At 72.5% G+C, this 23,181-nt stretch carries 19 protein-coding genes; 9 read left to right on the top strand and 10 right to left on the bottom strand.

Annotation, left to right across the window (positions count from 1 at the left end; translation table 11 throughout):
- The first annotated feature begins 153 nt into the window (after positions 1–153).
- Positions 154–477, top strand: coding sequence for an STAS domain-containing protein (locus ACWIGU_RS30735; RefSeq protein WP_116509841.1), 324 nt, complete (start codon positions 154–156; stop codon positions 475–477).
- 217 nt (positions 478–694) lie between these two features.
- Positions 695–3,262 (top strand): ATP-binding protein, encoded by a 2,568-nt coding sequence (locus tag ACWIGU_RS30740; RefSeq protein WP_454404948.1) that lies wholly within the window; start codon positions 695–697, stop codon positions 3,260–3,262.
- A 72-nt stretch (positions 3,263–3,334) separates the two neighbouring features.
- On the opposite strand, the gene nucS is transcribed toward ACWIGU_RS30740, so the two are convergent.
- Positions 3,335–4,006, bottom strand: a complete 672-nt coding sequence (gene nucS / locus ACWIGU_RS30745) for an endonuclease NucS (RefSeq protein ID WP_199841896.1) — start codon at positions 4,004–4,006, stop codon at positions 3,335–3,337.
- A gap of 288 nt (positions 4,007–4,294) precedes the next feature.
- On the opposite strand from nucS, the gene ACWIGU_RS30750 reads away from it, so the two are divergent.
- Positions 4,295–4,687: an SCO5389 family protein gene (locus ACWIGU_RS30750; RefSeq protein ID WP_100595840.1), complete on the top strand. Its 393-nt coding sequence runs from the start codon at positions 4,295–4,297 to the stop codon at positions 4,685–4,687.
- Positions 4,688–4,786: 99 nt separating this feature from the next.
- Here the strand turns inward: ACWIGU_RS30750 and ACWIGU_RS30755 are convergent, their stop codons facing one another.
- Positions 4,787–5,815 (bottom strand): LLM class flavin-dependent oxidoreductase, encoded by a 1,029-nt coding sequence (locus tag ACWIGU_RS30755; RefSeq protein WP_454404949.1) that lies wholly within the window; start codon positions 5,813–5,815, stop codon positions 4,787–4,789.
- A gap of 213 nt (positions 5,816–6,028) precedes the next feature.
- Between ACWIGU_RS30755 and ACWIGU_RS30760 the strand changes: the two genes are divergently transcribed.
- Entirely contained in the window at positions 6,029–6,370 is a 342-nt protein-coding gene (locus tag ACWIGU_RS30760) for an ATP/GTP-binding protein (RefSeq protein ID WP_454404950.1), read from the top strand.
- A 67-nt stretch (positions 6,371–6,437) separates the two neighbouring features.
- Here ACWIGU_RS30760 and ACWIGU_RS30765 read toward each other — a convergent pair whose 3' ends face one another.
- From ACWIGU_RS30765 to mce, 7 genes are all read right to left on the bottom strand, one after another.
- Positions 6,438–7,295, bottom strand: coding sequence for an ABC transporter permease (locus ACWIGU_RS30765; protein WP_454404951.1), 858 nt, complete (start codon positions 7,293–7,295; stop codon positions 6,438–6,440).
- A complete protein-coding gene (locus ACWIGU_RS30770) occupies positions 7,292–8,458 on the bottom strand; it encodes an ABC transporter ATP-binding protein (protein ID WP_454404952.1) in 1,167 nt (388 codons plus the stop codon). Before ACWIGU_RS30770 ends, ACWIGU_RS30765 begins: the two co-directional genes overlap by 4 nt.
- Positions 8,459–8,581: 123 nt before the next feature.
- The gene (locus ACWIGU_RS30775; protein WP_454404953.1) at positions 8,582–9,352 is read right to left on the bottom strand and encodes an ABC transporter permease subunit; all 771 of its coding nucleotides are present in this window, start codon (positions 9,350–9,352) and stop codon (positions 8,582–8,584) included.
- 3 nt (positions 9,353–9,355) lie between these two features.
- A complete protein-coding gene (locus ACWIGU_RS30780; protein ID WP_454404954.1) occupies positions 9,356–10,357 on the bottom strand; it encodes an ABC transporter ATP-binding protein in 1,002 nt (333 codons plus the stop codon).
- Between the two features lie 75 nt (positions 10,358–10,432).
- Positions 10,433–11,368: a coiled-coil domain-containing protein gene (locus ACWIGU_RS30785; protein WP_376258225.1), complete on the bottom strand. Its 936-nt coding sequence runs from the start codon at positions 11,366–11,368 to the stop codon at positions 10,433–10,435.
- A 183-nt stretch (positions 11,369–11,551) separates the two neighbouring features.
- On the bottom strand, positions 11,552–15,541 hold the full coding sequence (scy, locus tag ACWIGU_RS30790; protein WP_454404955.1) for a polarized growth protein Scy: 3,990 nt from the start codon (positions 15,539–15,541) through the stop codon (positions 11,552–11,554).
- Between the two features lie 247 nt (positions 15,542–15,788).
- Positions 15,789–16,229, bottom strand: coding sequence for a methylmalonyl-CoA epimerase (gene mce / locus ACWIGU_RS30795; protein ID WP_100595983.1), 441 nt, complete (start codon positions 16,227–16,229; stop codon positions 15,789–15,791).
- A gap of 137 nt (positions 16,230–16,366) precedes the next feature.
- On the opposite strand from mce, the gene ACWIGU_RS30800 reads away from it, so the two are divergent.
- The 3 genes from ACWIGU_RS30800 (at position 16,367) to ACWIGU_RS30810 (ending at position 20,052) form a co-directional block, all read left to right on the top strand.
- A complete protein-coding gene (locus ACWIGU_RS30800) occupies positions 16,367–17,569 on the top strand; it encodes an acetyl-CoA C-acetyltransferase (RefSeq protein ID WP_454404956.1) in 1,203 nt (400 codons plus the stop codon).
- 55 nt (positions 17,570–17,624) lie between these two features.
- Positions 17,625–18,581 carry a methylmalonyl Co-A mutase-associated GTPase MeaB gene (gene meaB, locus ACWIGU_RS30805; protein WP_454404957.1) on the top strand — a complete coding sequence of 319 codons (957 nt, stop codon included), beginning with the start codon at positions 17,625–17,627 and terminating at the stop codon, positions 18,579–18,581.
- Between the two features lie 181 nt (positions 18,582–18,762).
- Complete coding sequence (locus tag ACWIGU_RS30810) at positions 18,763–20,052, top strand: MFS transporter (RefSeq protein WP_454404958.1); 1,290 nt, start codon at positions 18,763–18,765, stop codon at positions 20,050–20,052.
- Positions 20,053–20,054: 2 nt separating this feature from the next.
- Here the strand turns inward: ACWIGU_RS30810 and ACWIGU_RS30815 are convergent, their stop codons facing one another.
- The gene (locus tag ACWIGU_RS30815; RefSeq protein WP_454404959.1) at positions 20,055–20,852 is read right to left on the bottom strand and encodes a PepSY domain-containing protein; all 798 of its coding nucleotides are present in this window, start codon (positions 20,850–20,852) and stop codon (positions 20,055–20,057) included.
- Between the two features lie 139 nt (positions 20,853–20,991).
- On the opposite strand from ACWIGU_RS30815, the gene ACWIGU_RS30820 reads away from it, so the two are divergent.
- Together ACWIGU_RS30820 and ACWIGU_RS30825 are read left to right on the top strand one after the other, a co-directional pair.
- Positions 20,992–21,708 (top strand): response regulator transcription factor, encoded by a 717-nt coding sequence (locus ACWIGU_RS30820; protein WP_454404960.1) that lies wholly within the window; start codon positions 20,992–20,994, stop codon positions 21,706–21,708.
- The gene (locus ACWIGU_RS30825) at positions 21,705–23,165 is read left to right on the top strand and encodes a sensor histidine kinase (RefSeq protein ID WP_454404961.1); all 1,461 of its coding nucleotides are present in this window, start codon (positions 21,705–21,707) and stop codon (positions 23,163–23,165) included. Before ACWIGU_RS30820 ends, ACWIGU_RS30825 begins: the two co-directional genes overlap by 4 nt.
- Positions 23,166–23,181 lie beyond the last annotated feature (16 nt).

A 23,181-nucleotide genomic window follows, 5' to 3' on the forward strand; every position in this document is an offset into this window, starting at 1 on the left:
CGGGTAACCCCACGGGGTGAATTCGGTATCGGTTCGCTTACAGACGGCAACTTCTGCGCCCCCGCGCCAGTCAGTTGCAGTGACATACCCAGATCGCCGTACGACACAGAGACCACTGGAATCACGGCACACAAGCACTCTCGGGGAGCGCATATGTACATCAGGGGCGACCACGCCGAGCTGGTCGTCGGGGGCCGCCTCGACGTCCGCAGTGCGGCGGACGCCCGTACGGTCCTGCACACGGCCCTCGACGACGGCGTCGGCGACCTGGTGCTCGATCTGTCAGAGCTGGACTCGTGGGACGCGACCGGTCTCGGCGTCATCATGGGCGCCCACCGCCGGGCCGGACGCTGCGGGCGCAGGCTCGTACTGCGGGGTGTGCCGCCCCAGATGCAGCGCCTCCTGGTGGCGACGCGGCTGCACCGGATCCTCGCCATCGAGGGCGGCATCGGGGTCGAATCGCTGCCCAGGGTGTGAATCGGGCGTTCCGGTATGCAGCGCCCACAATCCTCACGAGACTGTGACGTCTCGGACGGCACGGTACCCCGGCTGTTCGGAGATACTGAGCCAGGTCTAGGGTTCGGTCGCCCGCGGATTGACGGACCCTCTCGCGGGCACCGGACCAGAAGCGACAGCGCAGTGTGCACAGGCCGGGAGGGGCACCGGCACACCACGCTTTTGGGGGGCTTTGACCATGGACCCGATGAACCGGGGACCGGAAGACTTCGGGCACGATCCGCACGGCGGGGATCCCTACGACCGCGCGGACCGTGGCCACCACGACGACGAGAGCGACACCCAGGCGAGCCGTCCGCGCCCGCCCAGGGATCCCCTCACTCCTGACTTCGGCCAGCCCTCACAAGGGCTCGCCCGCACCGTCCAGCTCGTGTCCGGCGACTTCCTGCTCACCGTCAACCCCGTCGACGGCAGCGAGATCGAGCCGTGCCCGCCGGGGGAGCGGCCGGGGCGGCCCGTCAAGTACGCACCGGCGGAACGCGCCGAGATGGCCCGCGCCGCACGTCCGCCGCTGCCGGCCGGCCCCCCGCTGCCCCGACTGCCGCTCCTGGAGCGTCAGGAGGATCGTGAGCGACTCGTGCGGCTCCTCGCGCGCGGGCGCTCCGTGCGGCTCACGGGACCTTCGGGCTCCGGGCGCACCGCGCTGCTCGACACCGTCGCCGAGGACTGCGCGGACGTCGCGCCCGACGGCGTCGTCCGGCTCTCCGGACACCGCCGCTCGTCGAACGACCTGCTGTACGACCTCTTCGCGGCCGTCTACAACGCGCCGCTGCACCGCCCTGACCGGGCCCTGCTGCTCGAACTCGTCCACGACATCGGCGCCGTCGTCGTCCTCGACGACCTCGAGTTCGGCGGCGCCGCGCTCGACGAGCTCCTCGAAGCGACGCCCGAGTGCGCCTTCCTGGTCGCGGCCACACCCGACGTCGCCGCGCCGTCCGCCGACTCGCACCTCGAAGAGGTCTTCCTCGGCGGCCTCGGCCGCAGCGGGGGGCTCGAACTCCTGGAGCGGTCCGTCGGCCGTGTCCTCACGGATGAGGAGGCGAACTGGGCGGGCGACCTCTGGTTCGAGTCGGAGGGGCTCCCGCTGCGCTTCGTGCAGGCCGGCGCGCTCCTGCGCCAGCGTGACCAGCTGCGCGCCGACCCGAACGCCTTCGACGAGTTCGGTTACTTCGGAGGCCCCGGCGCCCCGCCCGTGGACGCGCCCTTCGACGCCGAGGACGGCCATGACGTGCCGCTGCCCTCGCTCGCCGACGGCGCCGCGCCCGCGGCCCTGCTCGCGTCCCGGCTCAGCGAGTCGGCCCGTGCCACCCTGCGGTTCGCGGTCGCGCTCGGCGGCGAGGTGCCGCACCAGGCCCATCTGCCCGCACTCGTCGGCGACACCCACGCCGACGCGGCCCTCGCCGAACTCGTCGGCTGCGCCCTCGTCACACCGGTCGGCGGCCGCTACCGCCTGGCCTCCGGCGTGCACGACCAGCTGGCGACCGCGGAATACGCCGACGACACCGGCGGCCACGCGCACACCGCCGCGCAGCACTACGCGTGGTGGGCCGGGCATCCCTCGGTCGGGCCCGAGCGGGTCACGGCCGAGGCCGACGCGCTGCTCGCCGCACTGACCGTACTGGTCCCCGGTACGACGCCGGCCGGGCCGGACGAGGAGGGCAGCGTCGCGGTGCTGCTCGCTCGTACCGCCGCGCCCGCGTTCGCCGCCGGGCTCAGCTGGACCGTGTGGGAGCGGTGCCTGCGGTCCGGCCAGGAGGCCGCGCGGCTCTCCGGCGACGTGGCCGAAGAGGCCTATTTCCACCATGAGTTGGGCATCCTCGCGCTGCTCGGCGGGCAGCTCGACCGGGCCCGCGCCGAGCTGGAGGCCTCCATCGCCCTGCGCGGCGCGCTGGCCGACAAGCGGGGCACCATCGCGGGCCGCCGCGCCCTCGCCCTGGTCGCTGACCGCTCCGGCGGCGCGCTCCCCGGCGGGCGCACGGCGGCGGGCGAAGAGGTCCCCGCCGCGCGCTACGAGGAGTCGGCGTCGCCCCCCGGCGGGGTGCCGGCCGCGTTCGCGCTGCCCGCTGCGCCCCCGGAACCCGACACGCTGGTCTCCCGGCAGGCCGGGCCCGGCCCCGGCGGCAAGCCCGACGGGGCCCGTCGGGCCGTCGTCACCGGCACGCGGCGCAACCTCGTGGCCGCGGGCGCCGGAGCGCTCCTCGCGGCCGTCCTCGGCACCGTCGTGACGCTCGGCGCCACGTCGAACAACGAGACCCCGTCCGACAGCGTCAATGTGAACCCATCGGCCTCGCAGGGCGAGGACGGCGGCGGCATCGGCGCCGACCAGGCGGACCAGGGCGGCGACGCGGGCTCCACGCAGCGGCCCGGCGACGCGGGCAAGGACGGCATCCCGAACACGTCGGACGACCCGACGCCCAGCACCGGGCCGTCGACCGGCGAGAGCGGCAAGCCGTCGGACAAGCCGAGCGACAAGCCCTCCGACGAGCCGTCGGACAAGCCGACCACGTCGAAGCCGCCGTCCTCCAAGCCGCCCACGTCCAAGCCCCCGACGTCGAAGCCGCCGACGTCCAAGCCCCCGACGAGCTCTCCGCCGCCGTCGTCCGAGCCGCCGACCAGCACGCCGTCGACCCCGGACACCTCGGACTCGGCGAGCGGTCCGGCGCCGAGCGGCAGCTCCGTGATGAGCAGCCCGGCGGACAGCGCGCCGGGTTCGCCCACCGGGCCGGCCGCCTCGTCGACGATCTGACGGCCGCACGTACGCAGCACATGACCGAGGGCCGGGTTCCTGTGAACCCGGCCCTCAGTCATGCCGGACGGATCAGAACAGGCGGAGCTTGTCGTCCTCGATGCCGCGCAGCGCGTCGTAGTCCAGGACCGTGCAGCCGATGCCGCGGTCCGTGGCCAGGACGCGGGCCTGCGGCTTGATCTCCTGGGCGGCGAAGACGCCGCGCACCGGGGCGAGGTGCGGGTCGCGGTTCAACAGCTCGAGATAGCGCGTGAGTTGCTCCACGCCGTCGATCTCGCCGCGCCGCTTGATCTCGATGGCCACGGTCGCGCCGTCACCGTCCCGGCACAGGATGTCGACGGGCCCGATCGCCGTCGGGTACTCGCGGCGGATGAGCGTGTAGCCCTCGCCGAGCGTGTCGATCCTGTCGGCGAGGAGCTCCTGGAGGTGCGCTTCCACGCCGTCCTTGATGAGACCGGGGTCCACGCCCAGTTCGTGCGAGGAGTCGTGGAGGACTTCCTCCATCGTGATGATGAGTTTCTCGCCCGCCTTGTTGATGACGGTCCAGATGCCGCTGTCGTCGCCCGTGCCCTCCTTCAGGGTGCAGGGCGGGGACATCCAGTTGAGGGGTTTGTAGGCCCTGTCGTCCGCGTGGATCGAGACGCTGCCGTCCGCCTTCACGAGGATCAGGCGGGGAGCCGACGGGAGATGGGCTGTGAGCCTGCCCGCGTAGTCCACGGAGCAACGGGCGATGACGAGACGCATGGTCGGCAACGCTACTCGACGACCGGTGGTCCACGCGATTCCCCCACCCGTCGCCCGCCACCACCCTTACGCGGTGCCCCCGGGTCGCCCCGATTTGCCGCGGTTCGTTATTGGCCGGTTGTGAACCGACTATGCCTGCGATCCCCTGTTGCGGGCCCCGCAGGTTGCTTACCGTATAAGCGGGAGGTCGCGACGCCTGTACGCAGCGTGTTCGTGGTCGTACGTCGTCGCGCGCTCCTTACCTGCCCGTCAGCCCCCGCTCCCCGCGGGGGTGCGAGAGGAGAACCCATGTCGCTCGACGTCTCACCGGCACTGTTGGAACAGGCCGAGCGAGGCGAGGTCGACGAAGCTGACTTCGTCGACTGCGTCCGGACCTCCCTGCCTTACGCATGGGAGATGATCAGCTCCCTGGTGGCCCAGCTGAAGGTCGACGGCGGAGATTTCGCCGACAACCAGACGCCTCCGCCGGACGAGCAGGCACGTGGGCAGCTGCTGCGTGCGCTCGCGAGTGACGCGATTCGTGGCGCGCTGCAGCGGCACTTCGGTGTACGGCTGGCCTTCCAGAACTGCCACCGTGTGGCGGTGTTCCCACAGGACCCGTCGGTGGACGGCACGCTGGCCCGCTTCACCTCGGCCCGCAACCAGCTGTTGAACCAGTCCCCGGAACTCAGGGACTGCTGACAGCCGGTTGAAGGCGGAATCGGATGGTCTGCCGCTCCGTGCGCGGGAGGTGCACAAGTACGGGGCGGCAGACTACGGGCCACACGGGGGTGACGCGTCTCAGCGCAGCTGGGGGAGTACCTCGGCGCCCAGCCTGCGCACGTTCTCCTCGGTGGCCGCGAGATCTCCGGAGCCCTCGACGAGCAGCGCGAAGCGCGTGATGCCCGTGCGCTCCGAGGTCGCCGCGAGCCGGTCGGCGCACTGCCCGGGAGTCCCCACCGGGTGCAGCCCGCACAGCAGTTCCGTGTACGCGACCGGGTCCCGCATGGACCGCGTGCGGCCGTCCACCGTCACATGGGCGTCGAGTCCCTGTTTCAGCCAGCCGGGCATCGCCTTGAGGAGCGTCTCCCGCGCCTGCGCCGTTCGGTCGCCGATCTGGGCCACCCCGGCCGAGACGTGCGCCGCGGTGTGGATCTCCTCCGGGCTGCGGCCGGCGGCCCGCGCGTGCGTGCGCCACAGGGAGACCATCTCGGCCTTCTCCTCGTCCCCGGCGTGCATGCCGAGCAGCATCGGAAGGCCGCGCTCGGCCGCGAGGCGCACGCTCTTCGGTGAGGTGCAGGCGACCACCACCTCGGGGCCGTCGGGGGAGTTCAGCGCCTCGTCGGGGCGCGGGACCACGGCGACCTCGCGGAAGGCGAACCGTTCCCCCTCGGCCTCGACGCGGGGCTCGCGCAGCCAGCGCAGCAGCAGGTCCAGGGACTCCGGGAACCCTTCCTCGTACGCCTCGACGCCCGAGCCGAAGACCTCCAGGTCCACCCAGGGGCCGCCGCGGCCGACGCCGAGCGAGAAGCGGCCGCCGGACGTCACGTGCAGCAGGGCGGCCTGCTCGCCGAGGGCGACCGGGTGGGCGGTCGGCAGGACGCTGACCGCCGTGCCGACGCGGATGCGCCGGGTGCGGCCGAGCAGTAACGCCGCGAGCGTCACCGCGGACGGACAGGTGCCGTACGGCACGAAGTGGTGCTCCGCCAGCCAGACCGAGTCGAGCCCGGCCTCCTCGGCCGCCTCGGCGGACCGCACCGCCCGGTGCAGAGCCTCCCCCTGCCCCTGGCCGGGGAACTGGGCCGCCAGTACAAAAGTTCCTACGCGCATCGCACTCCTGCCTTTCTTGGCGCCGACGCGGCACTCCCCCACAGGCATTAACGGCTGACAAGTGCCAAGGGCACGGCTTGCCATGGAGATTGGCAGATTTTCCGGAGAGCTCATGAGGGTGACTCTGTGCGGGTACCCGGGAGGCGTCCGCGTACGCTGGACGTGAGCCCCAGTCCCCGTGCAGGCACCTGTACAAGTCCTAGAGGAGAGCCGGTGTCCCCGCGCCGAAACCAGTCGTCGCCCCGTCGCGGCGGCCGACCGTCCAGCCCGGCACCGGACGAGGAACAGGGCAGCCGCTACGGCGGATCCGAGCGTACGGAGAGCTGGCAGGGCGAGGAGTGGAGCGTGCGCCAGGTCGCGGGCGCGAGCGCCGCCGGCAAGACGTACCGGTGCCCCGGCTGCGACCAGGAGATTCCCTCCGGGGTCGCGCACGTGGTGGCCTGGCCCGCGCACTCGGGCGTGGACGAGCGCCGGCACTGGCACAAGGCCTGCTGGAACGCGAAGGACCGCCGCACCACGCGGGTGCAGCGGTCCAGGAACGCGCCTCGTTACTAGGGGGTGTCCGGCGGACCACGGCCGGGGTCGACCCTGATCCGCCGGACACCCCCTAGGTCTGCCGGCCCTATACGTCGCGCCGCTCGAGCAGTGCGAACGCGCCGACCACGGCCGCGGCCGTGACGCCGACGAGCAGCCACACCTGGGACCCGCCCGTGTTCCCGCCGTCCGCGCCGAAGATCTTGGCGAGGGAGTTGATGGCGTTGTACTCCTGCATCTTCTCGCCGAGCGTCCGCGTGCTGCGCGAGATCATCAGGAAGACCGGCAGGATCGACGGCAGCAGCACGATGCCGAGCATCGCGGTGATCGCGCCCGCCGAGTGACGCAGCATGGAGCCCACGGCAAGGCCGAGGACGCCGAGCAGGGACACGTAGAGCCCGCCCTTGAGGACCGTGCCGCCCCAGCTCAGGTCGCCCGCCTCGGGGCCGCTGTGCATCGACGACGTGAGCAGGCCCACCAGGAGGATGGAGCCCGCGGAGACCACGAACGAGACCGCGAAGAACACCAGGATCTTGGCGGCGAAGACGCGGTAGCGCTGCGGCGACGCGGTGAACGTCGTGCGGATCATGCCGGTGCCGTACTCCGACGACGTCACGAGGACGCCCAGCGTGATCAGGCAGATCTGGCCGAGCAGCAGCCCGATGAAGGCCGGGAACGTGAACGGCAGGTCCTGGTAGTTGAGGTCCTCGGTCTGCGCGGAGACGAACAGGCCGCCGCCGAGGACCAGGAACAGGAAGATGCCGAGCGTCCAGAGCGTGGAGCGCACGGACTTGATCTTCGTCCACTCCGAGGCGAGCGCGTGCCCCAGGTGCGTGCGGGTGACCGGGATGGGCGAGGTGTACGAAGTGCCGGGCGCGCCCTGCCAGTTGGGCGCGCTCTGCTGGGCGTAGGCCTGCGGAGCCGGCTGCGGGGGCGGCGTCGTCATCGGGGGTCCTCGGGCTTGTTCAGGTCGGCGGGGGCAGGGGCTGCGGGGGCCGCGGGCGCGGCAGGCGGCTGCGGCGGCGCGGCATACGGGTTCGGCCCGCCGGGCGCGGCCTGCGGCGGGGCGAACGGCTGACCGCCCTGCTGGGGCGGCGGCGGCGCGTACCAGTCCGGCTGGCCCTGGCCGGGCGCGGGGAACTGCTGCTGCGGCATCGCGCCCGGCGGGAGCTGCTGCTGAAGACCGGCCCGCTGGTCGACGCTCGAGCGGTAGTCGACGGCGCCCTGCGTCATCCGCATGTACGCCTCCTCCAGCGAGGCCTGGTGCGGCGAGAGCTCCCACAGGCGTACGTCGGCGCCGTGCGCCAGGTCGCTGATGCGGGGGAGCGGCAGGCCCATGACGCGCAGCGCGCCGTCCTGCTCGGGCAGCACCTGGCCGCCCGCCTCGGTCAGCGCCGCCGTCAGCTTCTCGCGCTGCTGCGGCTCCGGGGTCCGTACGCGCGCGAAGTCGGCCGAGTTGTGCGAGATGAAGTCCCGCACGCTCATGTCGGCGAGGAGCTGGCCGCGGCCGATGACGATCAGGTGCTCGGCGGTCAGCGCCATCTCGCTCATCAGGTGCGAGGAGACGAAGACGGTGCGGCCCTCGGCGGCGAGCGACTTCATCAGGTTCCTGACCCAGAGGATGCCCTCCGGGTCGAGGCCGTTGACCGGCTCGTCGAAGAGGAGCACCTGCGGGTCGCCGAGCAGCGCGGCCGCGATGCCGAGGCGCTGGCCCATGCCGAGCGAGAAGCCCTTGGAGCGCTTCTTCGCCACGTCCTGGAGGCCGACGACGCCGAGCACCTCGTCCACGCGGCGGGCCGGGATGCCGGACAGCTGCGCGAGGCAGAGCAGGTGATTACGGGCGTGCCGGCCGCCGTGCACCGCCTTGGCGTCGAGCAGCGCGCCGACCTGGCGCGGGGCGTTGGGGAGCTTGCGGTACGGGTAGCCGCCGATCGTCACCTGGCCCGTCGTCGGCTGGTCGAGACCCAGGATCATGCGCATGGTCGTCGACTTGCCGGACCCGTTCGGACCCAGGAAGCCGGTCACCGTGCCCGGCCGGACCTGGAAGGAAAGGTTGTACACGGCTGTCTTGGCGCCGTAGCGCTTCGTCAGGCCGACTGCCTCGATCATTCTCCGCACCCATCGAAAGGTTCAGGACATCGGGGCACACGCCCCCGTAAGGGTTAGGAGGATATCGGGGCGCTGACGGTTCCGGCCAAGGCGAGGCAAAGCGCCTGAGCCTGCCCGCGGCCCCTACGCGTCCCGCTTCTTGAGGACCACATATCCGAAGATCAGGGCCAGGACCACCCAGATCACCATGATGCCGAGTCCGCCCCACGGCCCGTACGGGGTGTCGTCGCCGATCGGCGTCACCACCTGCATGATCTTGCTGCCGGCCTGGTCGGGCAGATACCGGCCGATCTTCTTCGTCGCCGAGACGTTGCCCAGGATGTTGGAGATCAGGAAGAAGAACGGCATCAGGATGCCGAGCGACAGCATCGGGCTGCGCAGCATCGACGCGACGCCCATCGAGAACATGGCGATGAGCGTCATGTAGAGGCCGCCGCCGATGACCGCGCGCAGGACGCCCGGGTCGCCGATCTGTGCCCGGTACTCGCCGAGGATTGCCTGCCCGAGGAAGAACGCGATGAAGCTCGTGGCGAGGCCCACGACGAACGCCAGGACGGTGGCCACGGCGACCTTGCTGAACAGGAACGTGCCGCGCTGGGGGACCGCGGCGAGCGAGGTGCGGATCATCCCGGTGCTGTACTCGTTCGAGACGACGAGGACACCGAAGACGATCATCGCGAGCTGTCCGAGACTCATCCCGGCGAAGCTGATGAACGTGGGGTCGAAGGACAGCCGCTCCTTCAGGTTCATGTTCTTGATCTCGTTCCTCGAAAGGATCGAGATCAGCACGCCGAGCGCGATCGTCAGGACGGCCGCGAGGCCGAGCGTCCACACCGTCGAAGCGACGGACCTGATCTTGGTCCACTCGGACCGGAGAACCTGGGTCGTGGCCATCGGTCAGGCTCCCTTGTTCTTCGTACGGTCCCAGCCCTCGCCCCAGCCCTGCTGCTGTGTCGGTGGTGGCAGGTGGGTGGGCGGTGGCACCCCGAGCTCGTCCGTGTGCGCGTGGTACTCCACCGACTCCGCGGTGAGCTGCATGAACGCCTCCTCGAGCGAGGCCTGCTGAGGGCTCAGCTCATGCAGGGCGAGATGGTGGGCGGCCGCGAGGTCACCGAGCTGCTCGGGGCTCCAGCCATCCACCTCGAGCGTTCCGTTGCCCGCCTCCACGACGGTGATCCCGGCCTCGTGCAGCACATCGAGGAGTCGCTCCTGCTGCGGCGAGCGCAGCCGCACGTACGAGCGGGAGTTCTGCTGGATGAAGTCGGACATCGAGGTGTCGGCGAGGAGATGGCCCTGGCCGATGACGACGAGGTGGTCCGCGGTCAGCGCCATCTCGCTCATCAGGTGCGAGGAGACGAAGACCGTACGGCCCTGGGCGGCGAGCGACTTCATCAGATTGCGGATCCAGTGGATGCCCTCGGGGTCGAGCCCGTTGACCGGCTCGTCGAACATCAGGATCCGCGGGTCGCCGAGGAGCGCGCCCGCGATGCCGAGACGCTGGCCCATGCCCAGCGAGAAGCCCTTCGCCTTCTTCCTGGCGACGGGCGTCAGACCCACCGTGTCGAGGACCTCGACGACGCGGGTGCGCGGGATGCCGTTGCTCTGCGCCAGGCACAGCAGGTGGTTGTAGGCGCTGCGGCCGCCGTGCATGGCCTTGGCATCGAGGAGCGCGCCGATGTACCGCAGCGGGTCCTTCAACTGCGCGTAGTGCTTCCCGTCGATGCGTACGTCGCCTGCTGACGGGTTGTCGAGACCGAGCATCATCCGCATCGTCGTGGACTTGCCGGCACCGTTGGGGCCGAGGAACCCCGTGACGATGCCCGGTCTGACGGTGAACGTGAGGTTGTTGACGGCCACCGTCTCGCCGTAGTGCTTGGTCAGCCCCTCGAGCTCGATCATGCGGCAACGCTAGAACGGGACAAAGCCCCCTGCCACTGGAGCGGCAAGGGGGCTTCGGTGTCCGACCGTCGTTGGTCAGCGGGTCTGCTGGGCGGGAACCCCACGCGAGATCGGCTCGTCCTCCGCGGGCGCGCCCGCGGCGGCGACGGCCGCACCGGTGAGCGTCGCCAGCATCTCGCGCACGTTGGTGAGCTGCGCGTTGATGGAGTCGCGGCGGTTCGTCAGCGCGGCGAGCTCGCGCTCCGATTCCGAGCGGATCCGGTCGGCCTTGGCGTTGGCGTCGGCCACGATGTCCTCGGCCTGACGCTGCGCGGTCTCCACCGTCTGGCGGGCGCGGCGCTCGGCGTCGGTGCGCAGCTTCTCGGCCTCCAGGCGGAGCTGCTCCGCGCGGTGCTCGATCTCCGCGAGACGCTTCTCGGCCTTCGCCTGACGCGAGGCCAGGTCGCGCTCGGACTGCTCGCGGCGCTTCGCCAGGTTCGTCTCGAAGTCCGCGGCGGCCTGGGCGGCCTTGGCGCGGGTCTCCTCGAAGAGGGCGTCCGCCTCCTCACGCTTCGACTGAGCGTCCTTCTGGGCCTCGGCGCGCAGCGTGCCCGCCTCGCTCTTGGCCTTCTCGACGATCCGGACGCCCTCGTCCTCGGCCTTCGCCTTGCGCTCCGCAGCGAACGATTCTGCGTCGTTGCGCACCTGCTGGGCCGCCGACTCGGCGAGCTCGCGGTGCTGCTCGGCGGCGCGCCGGGCCTCCTCGCGCAGGTCCTTCGCCTCCTCCTCGGCGAGGCGGAGGATCTTCTCGACGCGCGCGCCGAGGCCGGCGTACGACGGCTCGGCGTCGTTCACCTGCGCCTGGGCGTTCTGCGTCTCGAGGTGGAGCTCCTCGATGCGCTTTTCCAGAGCAGTGATACGAGCGAGAGCGCTGTCACGGTCGGAGACGAGCTTGGAAATGCGTTCGTCCACCTGAGCGCGGTCGTACCCACGCCGCACAAGCTCGAAGCCGTAGGGGGAAGTGTCGCTCATGGGGTTCCTGTCGAATGAGACCGGTGAGGTGATAGGGGGAATCCTAGGGGTCAAAGCGGCGTGTCATCGAGCAGATGCCCGTTTGATCTGGAGAATGACACCCCTTTTGAGTGGCTAACCGCAGGATGGCTTGCCAGCGGCAGCGCCGAAGGTCCTTGCCAAGCACGCCCGTTGCCGTCCTGGCTACCCTTCCGACCCCTTGCCACCCGATCGGGTAGCGCCCGCCGCGGCTCCCGCCTTGACGGCGCCCTCCTTGGTCCCGCCGCCGGCGGACGGGGCCTCGAAGGACTCCAACGCCTCCAGGACGTCCTGGACGCGGGAGATCTCGGCCTGGATGTCCTCGCGCCGGCGGACCAGGACCTCCAGCTCGCGCTTGCCCTCGTCGACCGTACGCTCCGCCTCCGCCCGCGCCTCGGACAGGACGCGCTCGGCCTCGCGGGTCAGCTCGGTCTTCTTCGCCCCGGCCTCCTTGAGCAGACCCTCGGCCTTCTTCACGGCGGAGATCCGGACCTTGCTCGCCTCCGAACCCGCCTCCGCGACCATCTCCTTGGCCTTCGCCTGCGCCTCGGCGAGCTGCTCCTCGGCGGCCTTCACCAGCGCGTCGCACCGCTCGCCGGCCGTCTTCATGGCCTCGGCGGACTCGCGCCGCGCCCGCTCGTGCAGCTCGTCGATCTCGCCGGTGATGCGCTCGCGCAGCTCCTCGGCACGCTCCCTGATCGCCGTCGCGTCGCGGCGCGCGCCGACGAGCAGCTCGTCCGCGTCCGTACGGGACTTCTCCACCAGGGAGTTGCCCTCGACGGTCGCCTCGGAGACCAGCCGGTCGGCCTCCTTGCGTGCCGCGCCGACCATCATGTCGGCCTGCGACTCGGCGTCCGTGGTCGCCTTCAGCGCGGCCTGCTGCGCCTCGGACGTCAGCTTCTCGGCCTCCGCACTCGCCTCCGTGATGAGCTTGTCGACCTGCTCGGCGGCCTCCGAGCGGCGCTTGTTGGCGTCCTTGCGGGTCTCGTCGAGGGTCCGCTCGGCCTCGGCGCGGGCCGCGGAGGTGAGCCGCTCGGCCTCCGCCGCCGCCTCCGCCTTGACGCGCTCCGACTCACTGCGGATCCGCTCGGCGTGCTGCTGGGCGGCCCCGACGGTCTCGGCCGCCTCGGCGCGCAGCCGCTCGGCGTCCCCGGCCGCGTCCGCGATGAGCTTCTCGGCCTTGGCGACCGACTCGGCGCGTACCCGCTCGGCCTCGGCGCGGGTCTCGTTCGTGAGCTGCTCGGCCGCCGCGGTGGACTCCGCGTGCAGCCTGGCGGCCTCGGTCGTGGCGCCGCCGACGAGCTGCTCCGCACGCGCGACGGACTCCGAACGGACGTGCTCCGCCTCGGTGTTGGTCTCGTTCGTGAGGCGCTCGGCCTCGCTCGTGGCCTCCGTGATGAGGGCGTCCGCCTGCGTCGCGGCGTCCGAACGGATCCGGTTGGCGTCCTCGCGGGCATCGGCCCGGGTGCGCGAGGCGTCCTGCTCGGCCGACGTGAGCCGCTCGGAGGCCTCGGTGCGGACCTGCTGGGCGTGCTCCGCCGCCTCGGACCGCATCCGCTCCGACTCGGCGATCGCCTCCGAAACAGTGCGCTCCGCAAGGGACTTGGCGGCCTCCGACTCGGCGGCGGCCTCGCCGCGCACGCGGTTGGCGTCTTCGGTGGCGCGCTCGCGCTCCGCGTACGCGTCGGCGCGGACCCGGTCGGCCTCCTCCTGCGCCTCGCGCTTGGTGCGCTCGGACGCGTGCTCCGCGGCGCTGCGCAGGCCCGCGATCTCCTCCTGCGCCTGCTCCTGGAGCCCGGACACGGAGTCGCGCACCTGCTGCGCGGTCTGCTCGGCGGCGCCGACCATCTCGGTGGAGCGCCGGTCGGCCTCCTCCACCAGACGTACGGCCTCTGCCTGCGCCTCCTCGACACGGGCGCGGGCGACCGCGAGGAGTTCCTCGCTCTGCTCGCGGGCCCGCTCGCGCTCCTGGTCGGCCTCCTGGCGCGCGGAACCGAGGGTCTCCTCGGCCTCGCGGCGCCGCCTGGCGGCCTCCTCCTGGGCGGCGGTGAGGGCCTCGGCGGCCTCCGTGGCGACCCGCTCGGCCGCGGCCGCGGCCTCCGCGCGCACCCGGTCCGCGCTCTCCTGCGCCTCCGACTTGAGCCGCTCGGCCTCGGCCGCGGCCTCGGACCGCAGCCGTACGGCGACGTTCTCCGCCTCCGCGCGGGTCCCGGACGCGTCCGACGCGGCCTCGGTGCGCAGCCGGTCGGCCTCCGTCTCGGCCTGCGCCTGGAGCGTACGGATCCGCTCGGCGGCCTCGGCGCGCAGCCGCTCCGTCTCGTCCGCGGTCTCGCGGCGGATGCGCTCCGACTCGGCCCGCGCCTCGGTGAGCGCGGTCTCGGACGCCGCCAGGCGCTGCTCGGCCTCGGTGTGCAGCCGGGTCAGCTCGTCGGCGGCCTCCGACTGCCGGGCCGCGACCGCGCGCTCGGTCTCCTCGCGCAGCTCCTGCGCGGCCCGCTCGGCCTCCGCCTTGGTGGCCTCGGCCTGCTCGGCGGCCTCCTCGCGGTGCCGCTCGGCCTCGGCGCGGGTGCGCTCCAGGGTCTCCTCGGCCTGCTTGCGCAGGTTCGTGGCGCGCTCGATGGCCTCGGTGCGGACCCGCTCGCTCTCGGTCTGCGCACCGGCCCGCAGCTCGTCCGCGTCCGCCTTCGCCTTGGAGAGCAGCTCCTCGGCGGTCCTGGCCGCCTCCTCGATCTGCTGGACGGCCTCGCGCCGCGCCTCGCTGCGGATGCGCTCGCCCTCGTCGACCGCCTCGGCCCGCAGCTGCTCGGCCTCGCCGCGCAGCCGTCGCGCCTCCTCCTGGAGCTCGACGGTCTTGGCGCGGTAGTCCTTGGTGTCGTCCTTCGCGGCGCCCTTGAGCTGCTCCGCGATGTCGTGCGCCTCGCCGCGCAGCCGGTCCGCCTCGGCCTCGGCCTCGCTGCGCAGCCGCTCGGCCTCCTCGGAGGCGGCCTTCGTGGTGGCCTTGGCATCCTCGGACGCTTTGTTGAGCACCTCTTCGGCCGTACGGGCGGCCTTGGCGAGCTGGGAGGCGGTCTCCTCGGCCGTGACGTTGCGTGCCTTCTCGCCGGCCTCGGCGAGGATCTTCTCGGCCTGCTCCTTGGCGTCGGTGACGACCTGCTCGGCCTCCGACTTGGTGGCCTCGGCCTCCTTGGTGGCCTCCGAGACGAGCCGGGCGACCTGCTCCTTGGCCGTGCGCGTGCGCTGCTCGTTCGCCGACTCGGCGCTCGCGAGCTGCTTGGCCGCGGCTTCCTTCGCCTCGGTGAGGACCTTCTCCGCCGACGCGCGCGCTTCGCGCAGCGCCGTGTCGGCCTCGGACAGGCGCTGCTCGGCGGCGCGGCTCAGCTCGGCGGACTGGCGGCGGGCCGTGTCCGACTCGGTGGCCGTGGACGAGCGCAGCTGCTCGGCGTGGTCGGTGGCTTCCTGCGCCTGCGTCGACGCGGCGTTCAGGAGGCGCTCGGCGTCGGTGCGGGCGCGGCGCAGCAGTGCCTCGGCCTCGGCGCGGGACGCCTCGGCCTCCGACGCCAGGCGCTGGCGGGCCTCGGTGGCGACCCGCTCGGCCTCGGCGCGGGCGGCGGCGAGCGCCTGCTCGGCCTCGGCGCGGGACTCGTCGACGAGCCGGCGGGCCTGCTGCTCGCTGCGGGCGCGCAGCTGCTCGGCCCACGCCACGTTCTCGTTGACGTGCGCCTCGACGGTCTGGCGGCGCTCGGCCAGCTCCTGGTCGAGCTGCTGGCGGCGCGAGACGGCCTCGGCGTGCAGCTCGGACTGGAGCCGGGACTGCTGCTCGGCATGCTCCTGGAGGATGCGCTGCGTCTGGGCGCGGGCGTCGCGCAGCTCGCGCTCGGCGTCGGCGCGCAGCTGGTCGGCCTGGATCTGCGCGTTACGCAGCAGCTGCTCGGCCTGGTACCCGATGTCCCCGCCGTCGTAGGCAGGACGGGACGCGAGGTTGCGGCGCGCCTCGTGCAGCTTGGCGCGCAACACCTCGACCTGGTAGCCCAGGTCCTCGGCGTGCTGGACCGCCTTCTCCCGCTCGGTCTTCAGCCGGTCCATCTCGGCCTCGAACCGCGAGAGATGGTCGGTCTCAGCCGGCCGCCGGCTGTCCTGGCTCTCGTAGCCCCGCACTGCGCGGTCCCATCCTTCCCCAAGCTCTCAACTTCGTTCGAGCAGGGGAGACCCCAACTCTGGTCGAAAGTCTCTCCAAACGAGCACCGTCCATCCGCCGAACGGGGCCCCCGGGGAATGGTGTCAGATCAACAGCGGAGCATGGGCCGCTGCCCCGTCGCTCGCCCCCCGAAACCCGGACCCCGGCCCGCGGCCGTCCGTGTGACGGACGGCCGCCCCCAACCCTACCGGCCCAGATATACGGAGGTCAGTGCTCAGGTGACTCAACCGGTGCGGAAGTGACGAGTTCGGTCAGTACGCCGTGGCAGTCCTTGGGGTGCAGGAAGGTGATGCGCGACCCCATCGAACCGATGCGCGGCTCGTCGTACAGGACGCGTACGCCCTTGCCCCTGATGTCCGCGGAGTCGGCGTCGACGTCCGCCGTGCCGAAGGCGATGTGGTGGACGCCCTCGCCGTTCTTGGCCAGCCACTTCCCGACCGCGGAGTCCTCCCGGGTGGGCTCGAGGAGCTGCAGGTAGGAGGCCCCGCCGTCGCTCGTCTCATTGATCTTGAGCATGGCCTCGCGCACGCCCTGCTCCTCGTTCACCTCGGAGTGGAACACTTCGAAGCCATAGGTGGCGCGGTAGAACTCGACGGTCTTGTCGAGGTCGAAACAGGCGATTCCGATGTGGTCGATTCGCGTCAGCATGCTGTAAGTGCAGCGCGGTCGGAGGTGGTTACGCAACGTGCGCGCGATCACACCGTTCGGCCGGTGACGTGGGAGGTACTGCTCAGTACATTCGAGTAAACCCTCGTTCACTCCTCATCTCCAAGGGGCCGTGCCTCATGTCTGGAACGACCGGTACCACCTCAGTGATCGTCGCGGGCGCCCGTACGCCCATGGGCCGGCTGCTCGGCTCGCTGAAGTCCTTCTCCGGAGCCGACCTCGGAGGGGTCGCCATCAAGGCGGCGCTCGACCGGGCCGGGATCGGCGGAGATCAGGTGCAGTACGTGATCATGGGCCAGGTGCTCCAGGCGGGGGCAGGGCAGATCCCCGCGCGCCAGGCGGCCGTCAAGGCCGGCATCCCCATGAACGTGCCGGCGCTGACCATCAACAAGGTGTGTCTCTCGGGCCTCGACGCCATCGCGCTCGCCGACCAGCTGATCCGCGCCGGCGAGTTCGACGTCGTCGTCGCGGGCGGCCAGGAGTCCATGACGAACGCGCCGCACCTGCTCCCCAAGTCCCGTGAGGGCTACAAGTACGGCGCCGTCGAGATGCTCGACGCGATGGCGTACGACGGCCTGACCGACTCCTTCGAGAACATCCCGATGGGTGAGTCGACGGAGAAGCACAACACCCGCCTCGGGATCCTGCGCCCCGAGCAGGACGAGATCGCCGCCCAGTCGCACCAGCGCGCCGCCGCCGCCCAGAAGAACGGCCTCTTCGAGGCGGAGATCACCCCCGTCGAGATCCCGCAGCGCAAGGGCGACCCGGTCCTGTTCAGCAAGGACGAGGGCATCCGCGCCGAGACGACCGCCGAGTCGCTCGGCAAGCTGCGGCCCGCGTTCGCCAAGGACGGCACGATCACGGCCGGCACGTCCTCGCAGATCTCCGACGGCGCCGCCGCGGTCGTCGTCATGAGCAAGGCGAAGGCGCAGGAGCTCGGCCTGGAGTGGATCGCCGAGATCGGCGCCCACGGGAACGTGGCGGGCCCCGACAACTCGCTCCAGTCGCAGCCGTCGAACGCCATCCTGCACGCCCTCAAGAAGGAGGGCCTGGGCGTCGAGGACGTCGACCTCATCGAGATCAACGAGGCCTTCGCGGCCGTCGCGGTGCAGTCAATGAAGGACCTCGGCGTGTCCTCGGAAAAGGTGAACGTCAACGGCGGGGCGATTGCCCTGGGTCACCCGATCGGGATGTCCGGCGCCCGTGTCGTCCTGCACCTCGCGCTCGAGCTGAAGCGCCGCGGCGGCGGCATCGGCGCGGCCGCGCTGTGCGGCGGCGGCGGCCAGGGTGACGCGCTGATCGTGCGGGTACCCAAGGCGTAACCCTTCGGCGCGACCCTTCTGTATGTCGGTACGGAATTCACTGAACGGAGCTGTGATGCAGGACGTCTCCACCCTGGTGGCCCAGGCCAGGGAAGGCCGGCCCAGGGCCGTGGCCCGGCTGATCTCCCTCGTGGAGGGGGCGTCCCCGCAGCTGCGCGAGGTGATGGCGGCGCTGGCCCCGCTCGCGGGGCACGCGTACGTCGTCGGGCTCACCGGGTCGCCGGGCGTCGGCAAGTCCACGTCCACGTCCGCCCTGGTCAGCGCGTACCGGCGGGCCGGGAAGCGGGTCGGCGTGCTCGCCGTCGACCCGTCGTCGCCGTTCAGCGGCGGCGCCCTGCTCGGTGACCGCGTCCGCATGTCGGAGCACGCGTCCGACCCCGGCGTGTACATCCGTTCCATGGCCACGCGCGGGCACCTGGGCGGCCTCGCGTGGGCCGCGCCCCAGGCGATCCGGGTGCTCGACGCGGCCGGCTGCGACGTCGTCCTCGTGGAGACGGTCGGCGTCGGCCAGTCCGAGGTCGAGATCGCCTCGCAGGCCGACACGTCCGTGGTCCTCCTCGCCCCCGGCATGGGCGACGGGATCCAGGCGGCCAAGGCCGGAATCCTGGAGATCGGCGACGTGTACGTCGTCAACAAGGCCGACCGCGACGGCGTGGACGCGACCGCCCGGGAGCTCAACCACATGCTGGGCCTCGGCGAGTCCCGGGGAGCCGGCGACTGGCGCCCGCCCATCGTCAAGACCGTCGCCGCCCGCGGCGAGGGCATCGACGAGGTCGTCGAGGCGCTCGAGAAGCACCGGGCGTGGATGGAGGAGCACGGTGTCCTCCAGGAGCGCCGCCTCGCCCGTGCCTCCCGCGAGGTCGAGACGATCGCCGTCACGGCCCTGCGCGAGCGCATCGCGGACCTCCACGGCGACCGCCGCCTCAGCTCGCTGGCCGAGCGCATCGTGGCGGGCGAGCTCGACCCGTACCGGGCGGCGGACTCCCTGGTGGAGGGCCTGACGGAGGCCTGAGCGGACGGTGGGGGCGGGGCTGCGCCGCGGTGCCACCCGTGCCAACTCCCGCCGCCCGCTGTTACGTTGGACGCATGTTCCTTCTCTGTGCGTAGGGCACGACCCGGCCGCGGCCACCGTCGAACGGTGATGCCGCGGTCCTCGGCGTCCGTGTGCCCTTCGTTCTGAGGAACCCCCACCCATGTCGTCGTACGCAGCGCTTCTGCGCGTTCCCCATGCCCGCCGTACCTTCGGCGCCGCCCTGCTCGGGCGGCTCTCCTACGGGACCGTGTCCCTGTCCCTGATGCTCGCGGTGAAGTCCGCCACCGGCTCGTACGCCGTCGCGGGCACGGCCATGGCGCTCTTCGGCGCCGCGAGCGTCTTCCTCTCACCCCTGAGAGCGCTCCTCATCGACCGGTACGGGCCGCGGCGCGCGCTCCCGCCGATGACGGGGGCGTACGCGGTCCTGCTGGGCGTGCTCGCCGCACTGACCTGGCGGCCGGGGGCCTCCGGCCTGCTGCTCGGAGCGGCCGCCCTCGCCGCGGGCGCGTGCACCCCGCCCCTCGGCCCGACCATGCGGACAGTGTGGAGCGAACTCGTCGCCGCGCGCGAGGGGTTGCTGCAGCGCGCGTACAGCCTCGACGGGGTGGCCGAGGAGCTGCTGCTCGTGTCCGGCCCGCTCGTCGTGGGCGTGGTCGTGCAGTTCGCCCCCGCGGCGTTCGGCGTCGCCGTCAGCGCGGTCCTGGTGGCCGTGGGGACCGCCGCGTTCGTGGCGTCCCCGGCCGTACGGGGCCTCACAGGCCGGGACGCCGGGCAGCGGGGGCGGTCCGGCGGGATCTCGCCGGTGCGCGGCCTCGCGCAGCCGGTGGTCGTCGCCGTGGGGGTCGGTCTCGCCCTCGGCGCCCTCGACCTGCTCGTCCTGGCCTTCGCCGACGCCCGGCAGCACGCCGACGCCGTGGCCTGGGTGATGGCCGCGCTCTCGGCGGGCAGCGCGGTCGGCGGCCTCGCGAACGGCGCTGTCACCTGGTCCGCTCCCGCCCGCGTCCGGCTGCCGTTCCTGGCCGCGGGGCTGGCCGCCGCTCTCGGGGCGGCGGCGCTCGCGCCGGGCCTGGTGACGCTCGGCGCGGCGGCCGTGGTCGCGGGCCTCTTCGTCGCACCCGCCCTGACGACCGCGTATCTCGTGGCCGACGAGACGGCCGGCCCGGCGTTCCGCACCCAGGCCGGGGCCTGGGTCAACACGGCGGTGAACGCCGGCATCTCCGCCGGCACGGCGGGCGCGGGCCTCCTGGTGGCCCGCCTCCCGCTCGCGGCCTGCTTCGCCGTGGCCGCGGCGGCGCCGGTCGCGGCGGCGGTATGGGGCGTACGGGGGTGTGCGCGGGGCCCGTACGACGTCGGAAGCCGCGCCCGGGGACGGTGTCCCGGACGCGGCTCAGGAGACGGGCTCGGCGGCGCGCTGAACCGGCGTACGCCGAGCCGCGCCGGCCGGCGCTGACGTCAGTCGTCGTCGCCGTGGTCGCCGTGGTCGCCGTGGCCGTGGTCGTCGTCGGAGTCGTGACCCCTGCCGTGGCTGCCGTGGTCGTCACCGGCGTCGTGTGCGGCGGTGCCGTCCCGCCCGTGGTCGTCGCCCGCGTCGTGCGTGGCGCGTGTGGCGTCGTCGTCGCGGCCGTCGTCGTCCCCGTCGTCGTGGGACGAGCGGTCCGGGGTCACGGCGCCGGACCGGAGGTCGACGCGCCAGTCGGCGTCGGTGCCGTTCGCCGCCGTGGTCTCGGCCTCCCAGGCGTGGGCCGTGCCGTCGTCGTCGAGGTCGATCTCGGTGACCGTCCCCTTCACGGCGGCGGCCCTCGCCGCGCCCTGCGCCGTGGTCTTCGCGTCCTTCAGGACGGCGGTGACGCGGGCCGTGTCGTCGTGGCGTGAGGTGTGCGAGCCGGTGACCTTGCCCGAGGCGGGGTCGACGAGGACGTCGTGCCACGTCGTGCCGTTCAGGACCTCGACCTCCCAGACCACCCGGTCGTTCTCGTCGTCCAGCTCGGCGGAGACCGCCGTGCCGGGCACCGAATCGAGGGCGGCGGCGATGGCGTCCGAGGCCGTCACCCTCGCCGTCTTCAGCTCGGTCACGTGCTCCGTGCGGTCGTCGTCGTGCCCGGCCGACCCTGTCGGCTCCGCCCCCCGCGACGCGGTCGACGTGCCCTCCGCCGTGCTGCCGTCGTCGCCCGAGACCGCGACGGCGGTCGCGGTGCCGCCGCCGATCAGGGCCACGGCGGCGATGGTGGCGATCACGATGTTGCGCTTCATGAGGGATCCTCCCCGAGACGATTCCCGGCCCACCGGACATCCGGTGCGCTTCGACGAGGACCACAGTGGCCGACCGATGCTGAAGCCCCGCTGAAGGACCCTGAAGACTTCTTCAGGGTCCGTTTGCGACCCTGGCCCCATGCGCCCGCCCGTCTCCCACCACCCCGCCCGAGGCGTTTCGCGCCGCCCTCCTCGCTTCTTGATCGTGGAGGACGAAAGGCGTCTGGCCCTCTCCCTCGCCCGGGGTCTGACCGCCGAGGGGTTCGCCGTCGACGTCGTCCACGACGGCCTCGAAGGGCTCCACCGGGCGGGCGAGGGCGCGTACGACCTGGTCGTTCTCGACATCATGCTGCCGGGCATGAACGGCTACCGCGTCTGCGCCGCCCTGCGCGCCGCCGGCCACGACGTGCCGATCCTCATGCTCACCGCCAAGGACGGCGAGTACGACGAGGCGGAGGGGCTCGACACGGGCGCCGACGACTACCTCACCAAGCCGTTCTCGTACGTCGTGCTCGTCGCGCGCGTGAAGGCGCTCCTGCGTCGGCGCGTCTCCGGCGGAGGCTCGTCCGTCCACACGCTCGGCCCCCTGCGGGTCGACACCGGTGCGCGCCGCGTCCTGCGCGACGAGACCGAAGTGCCGCTCACCGCAAAGGAGTTCGCCGTCCTGGAGCAACTGGTGGTGCGGCCCGGCGAGGTCGTCTCGAAGGCGGAGATCCTGGAGCACGTCTGGGACTTCGCGTACGAGGGCGACCCGAACATCGTCGAGGTGTACGTCAGCACCCTGCGCAAGAAGCTGGGCGCCGGGCTGATCAGGACGGTGCGCGGCGCGGGCTACCGCCTGGAGACGCCGCGATGAGGCGGCGGCTGTTCGGTTCCGTACGGGCCAGAGCGACGCTCGGCGCGACCCTCGTCGTCGCCGTGGCGCTCCTCGCCGCCGGTGCCTCCGTGCTGCTCGCGCTGCGGTCCAACCTCACCGACCAGGCGTCGAGCGAGGCGGAGTCCTCCGCCCGCAAGGTCGCCGTGTCGATCGCGACGGGCACCGCGCCCGACGGCCTCGACCTCCCGGACGGCGACGACACCCCCGTCCAGGTCGTCGACAGCGACGGCCGGCTCCTGGCGGCCAGTGAGGACCTGGAGCGGATCAGCGGGACCGGCTCGCCCGCGGTCAAGCCGGTGACTCCGCCGGCCGACAGCGACGGTGGCGATGACGACGACGGCGGCTCCGGCCGCCATGGGGGCAGGGGCGGGGAGGACGACTCGTACGCGTACGGGGAGATCGCCGACGAGGCCGAGCGGAGCGAGGGCTCGGCCACCGTCGACGGGGAGACGCGGGACCACCGGTTCGCCGCGCTGGAGGTGAAGAAGACCCGGCAGGGCGACCTCACCGTGTACGCGGGCGCTTCGCTGTCCGCCGAACAGAGCGCCGTCGGCACCGCGCTGACCGTCATGCTGATCGGCTTCCCGGTGCTGCTCGGTGTCGTCGCCGCGGTCACCTGGCTGGTGACCCGCAGGGCGCTGCGCCCCGTCGAGGGCATCCGGAGGGAGATGTCCGCGATCACGGCGTCGCAGGACCTGGCGCGCCGGGTGCCGGAGCCGGGTACGCACGACGAGGTGGCGCGGCTCGCGCGGACGACGAACGAGACGCTCGCCGCGCTGGAGACCTCCGTGGAGCGCCAGCGCCGGTTCGTCGCCGATGCCTCGCACGAACTGCGCAGCCCCGTCGCGTCGCTGCGCACCCAGCTCGAAGTGGGTGCCGCCCACCCCGAACTGCTGGACGTGGACGGGGCGGTGGCCGACACGGTGCGGCTCCAGGAACTCGCCGCGGGGCTTTTGCTGCTCGCCAGGCTCGACGCGGGGGAGCGGCCGGGACAGGCGCGGGTCGATCTGGCCGCGCTGGCCGGCGAGGAGCTGTCGCAGCGCCCGGCGGGCCGCGTCGCGGTGCGCACGCGCCTCGAACCCGTCGAAGTCGCGGGCTCGCGCGGTCAGCTGGCGCGGGTGGTCGGGAACCTCCTTGACAACGCGCAGCGTCACGCGCGGTCCCGCGTGGACATCGCCGTACGGGCCGAGGGGCCGTGGGCGGTCGTCGACGTCGGTGACGACGGCGCGGGCGTGCCGGAGGCGGAGCGGGAGCGGATCTTCGAGAGGTTCGTGCGTCTGGACGACGCGCGGGCCCGGGACGACGGCGGGGCGGGTCTGGGACTCGCCATCGCCAGGGACGTCGCCGTGCGGCACGGCGGCGCCCTGACGGTCCGCTCGTCGCCCGCGGGCGGAGCGCTCTTCGAACTCAGACTGCCGGTGGCGCCGGGGGCCTGAGGCCGGCGGACGGGGA

This window comes from Streptomyces sp. NPDC055400, assembly GCF_053644375.1.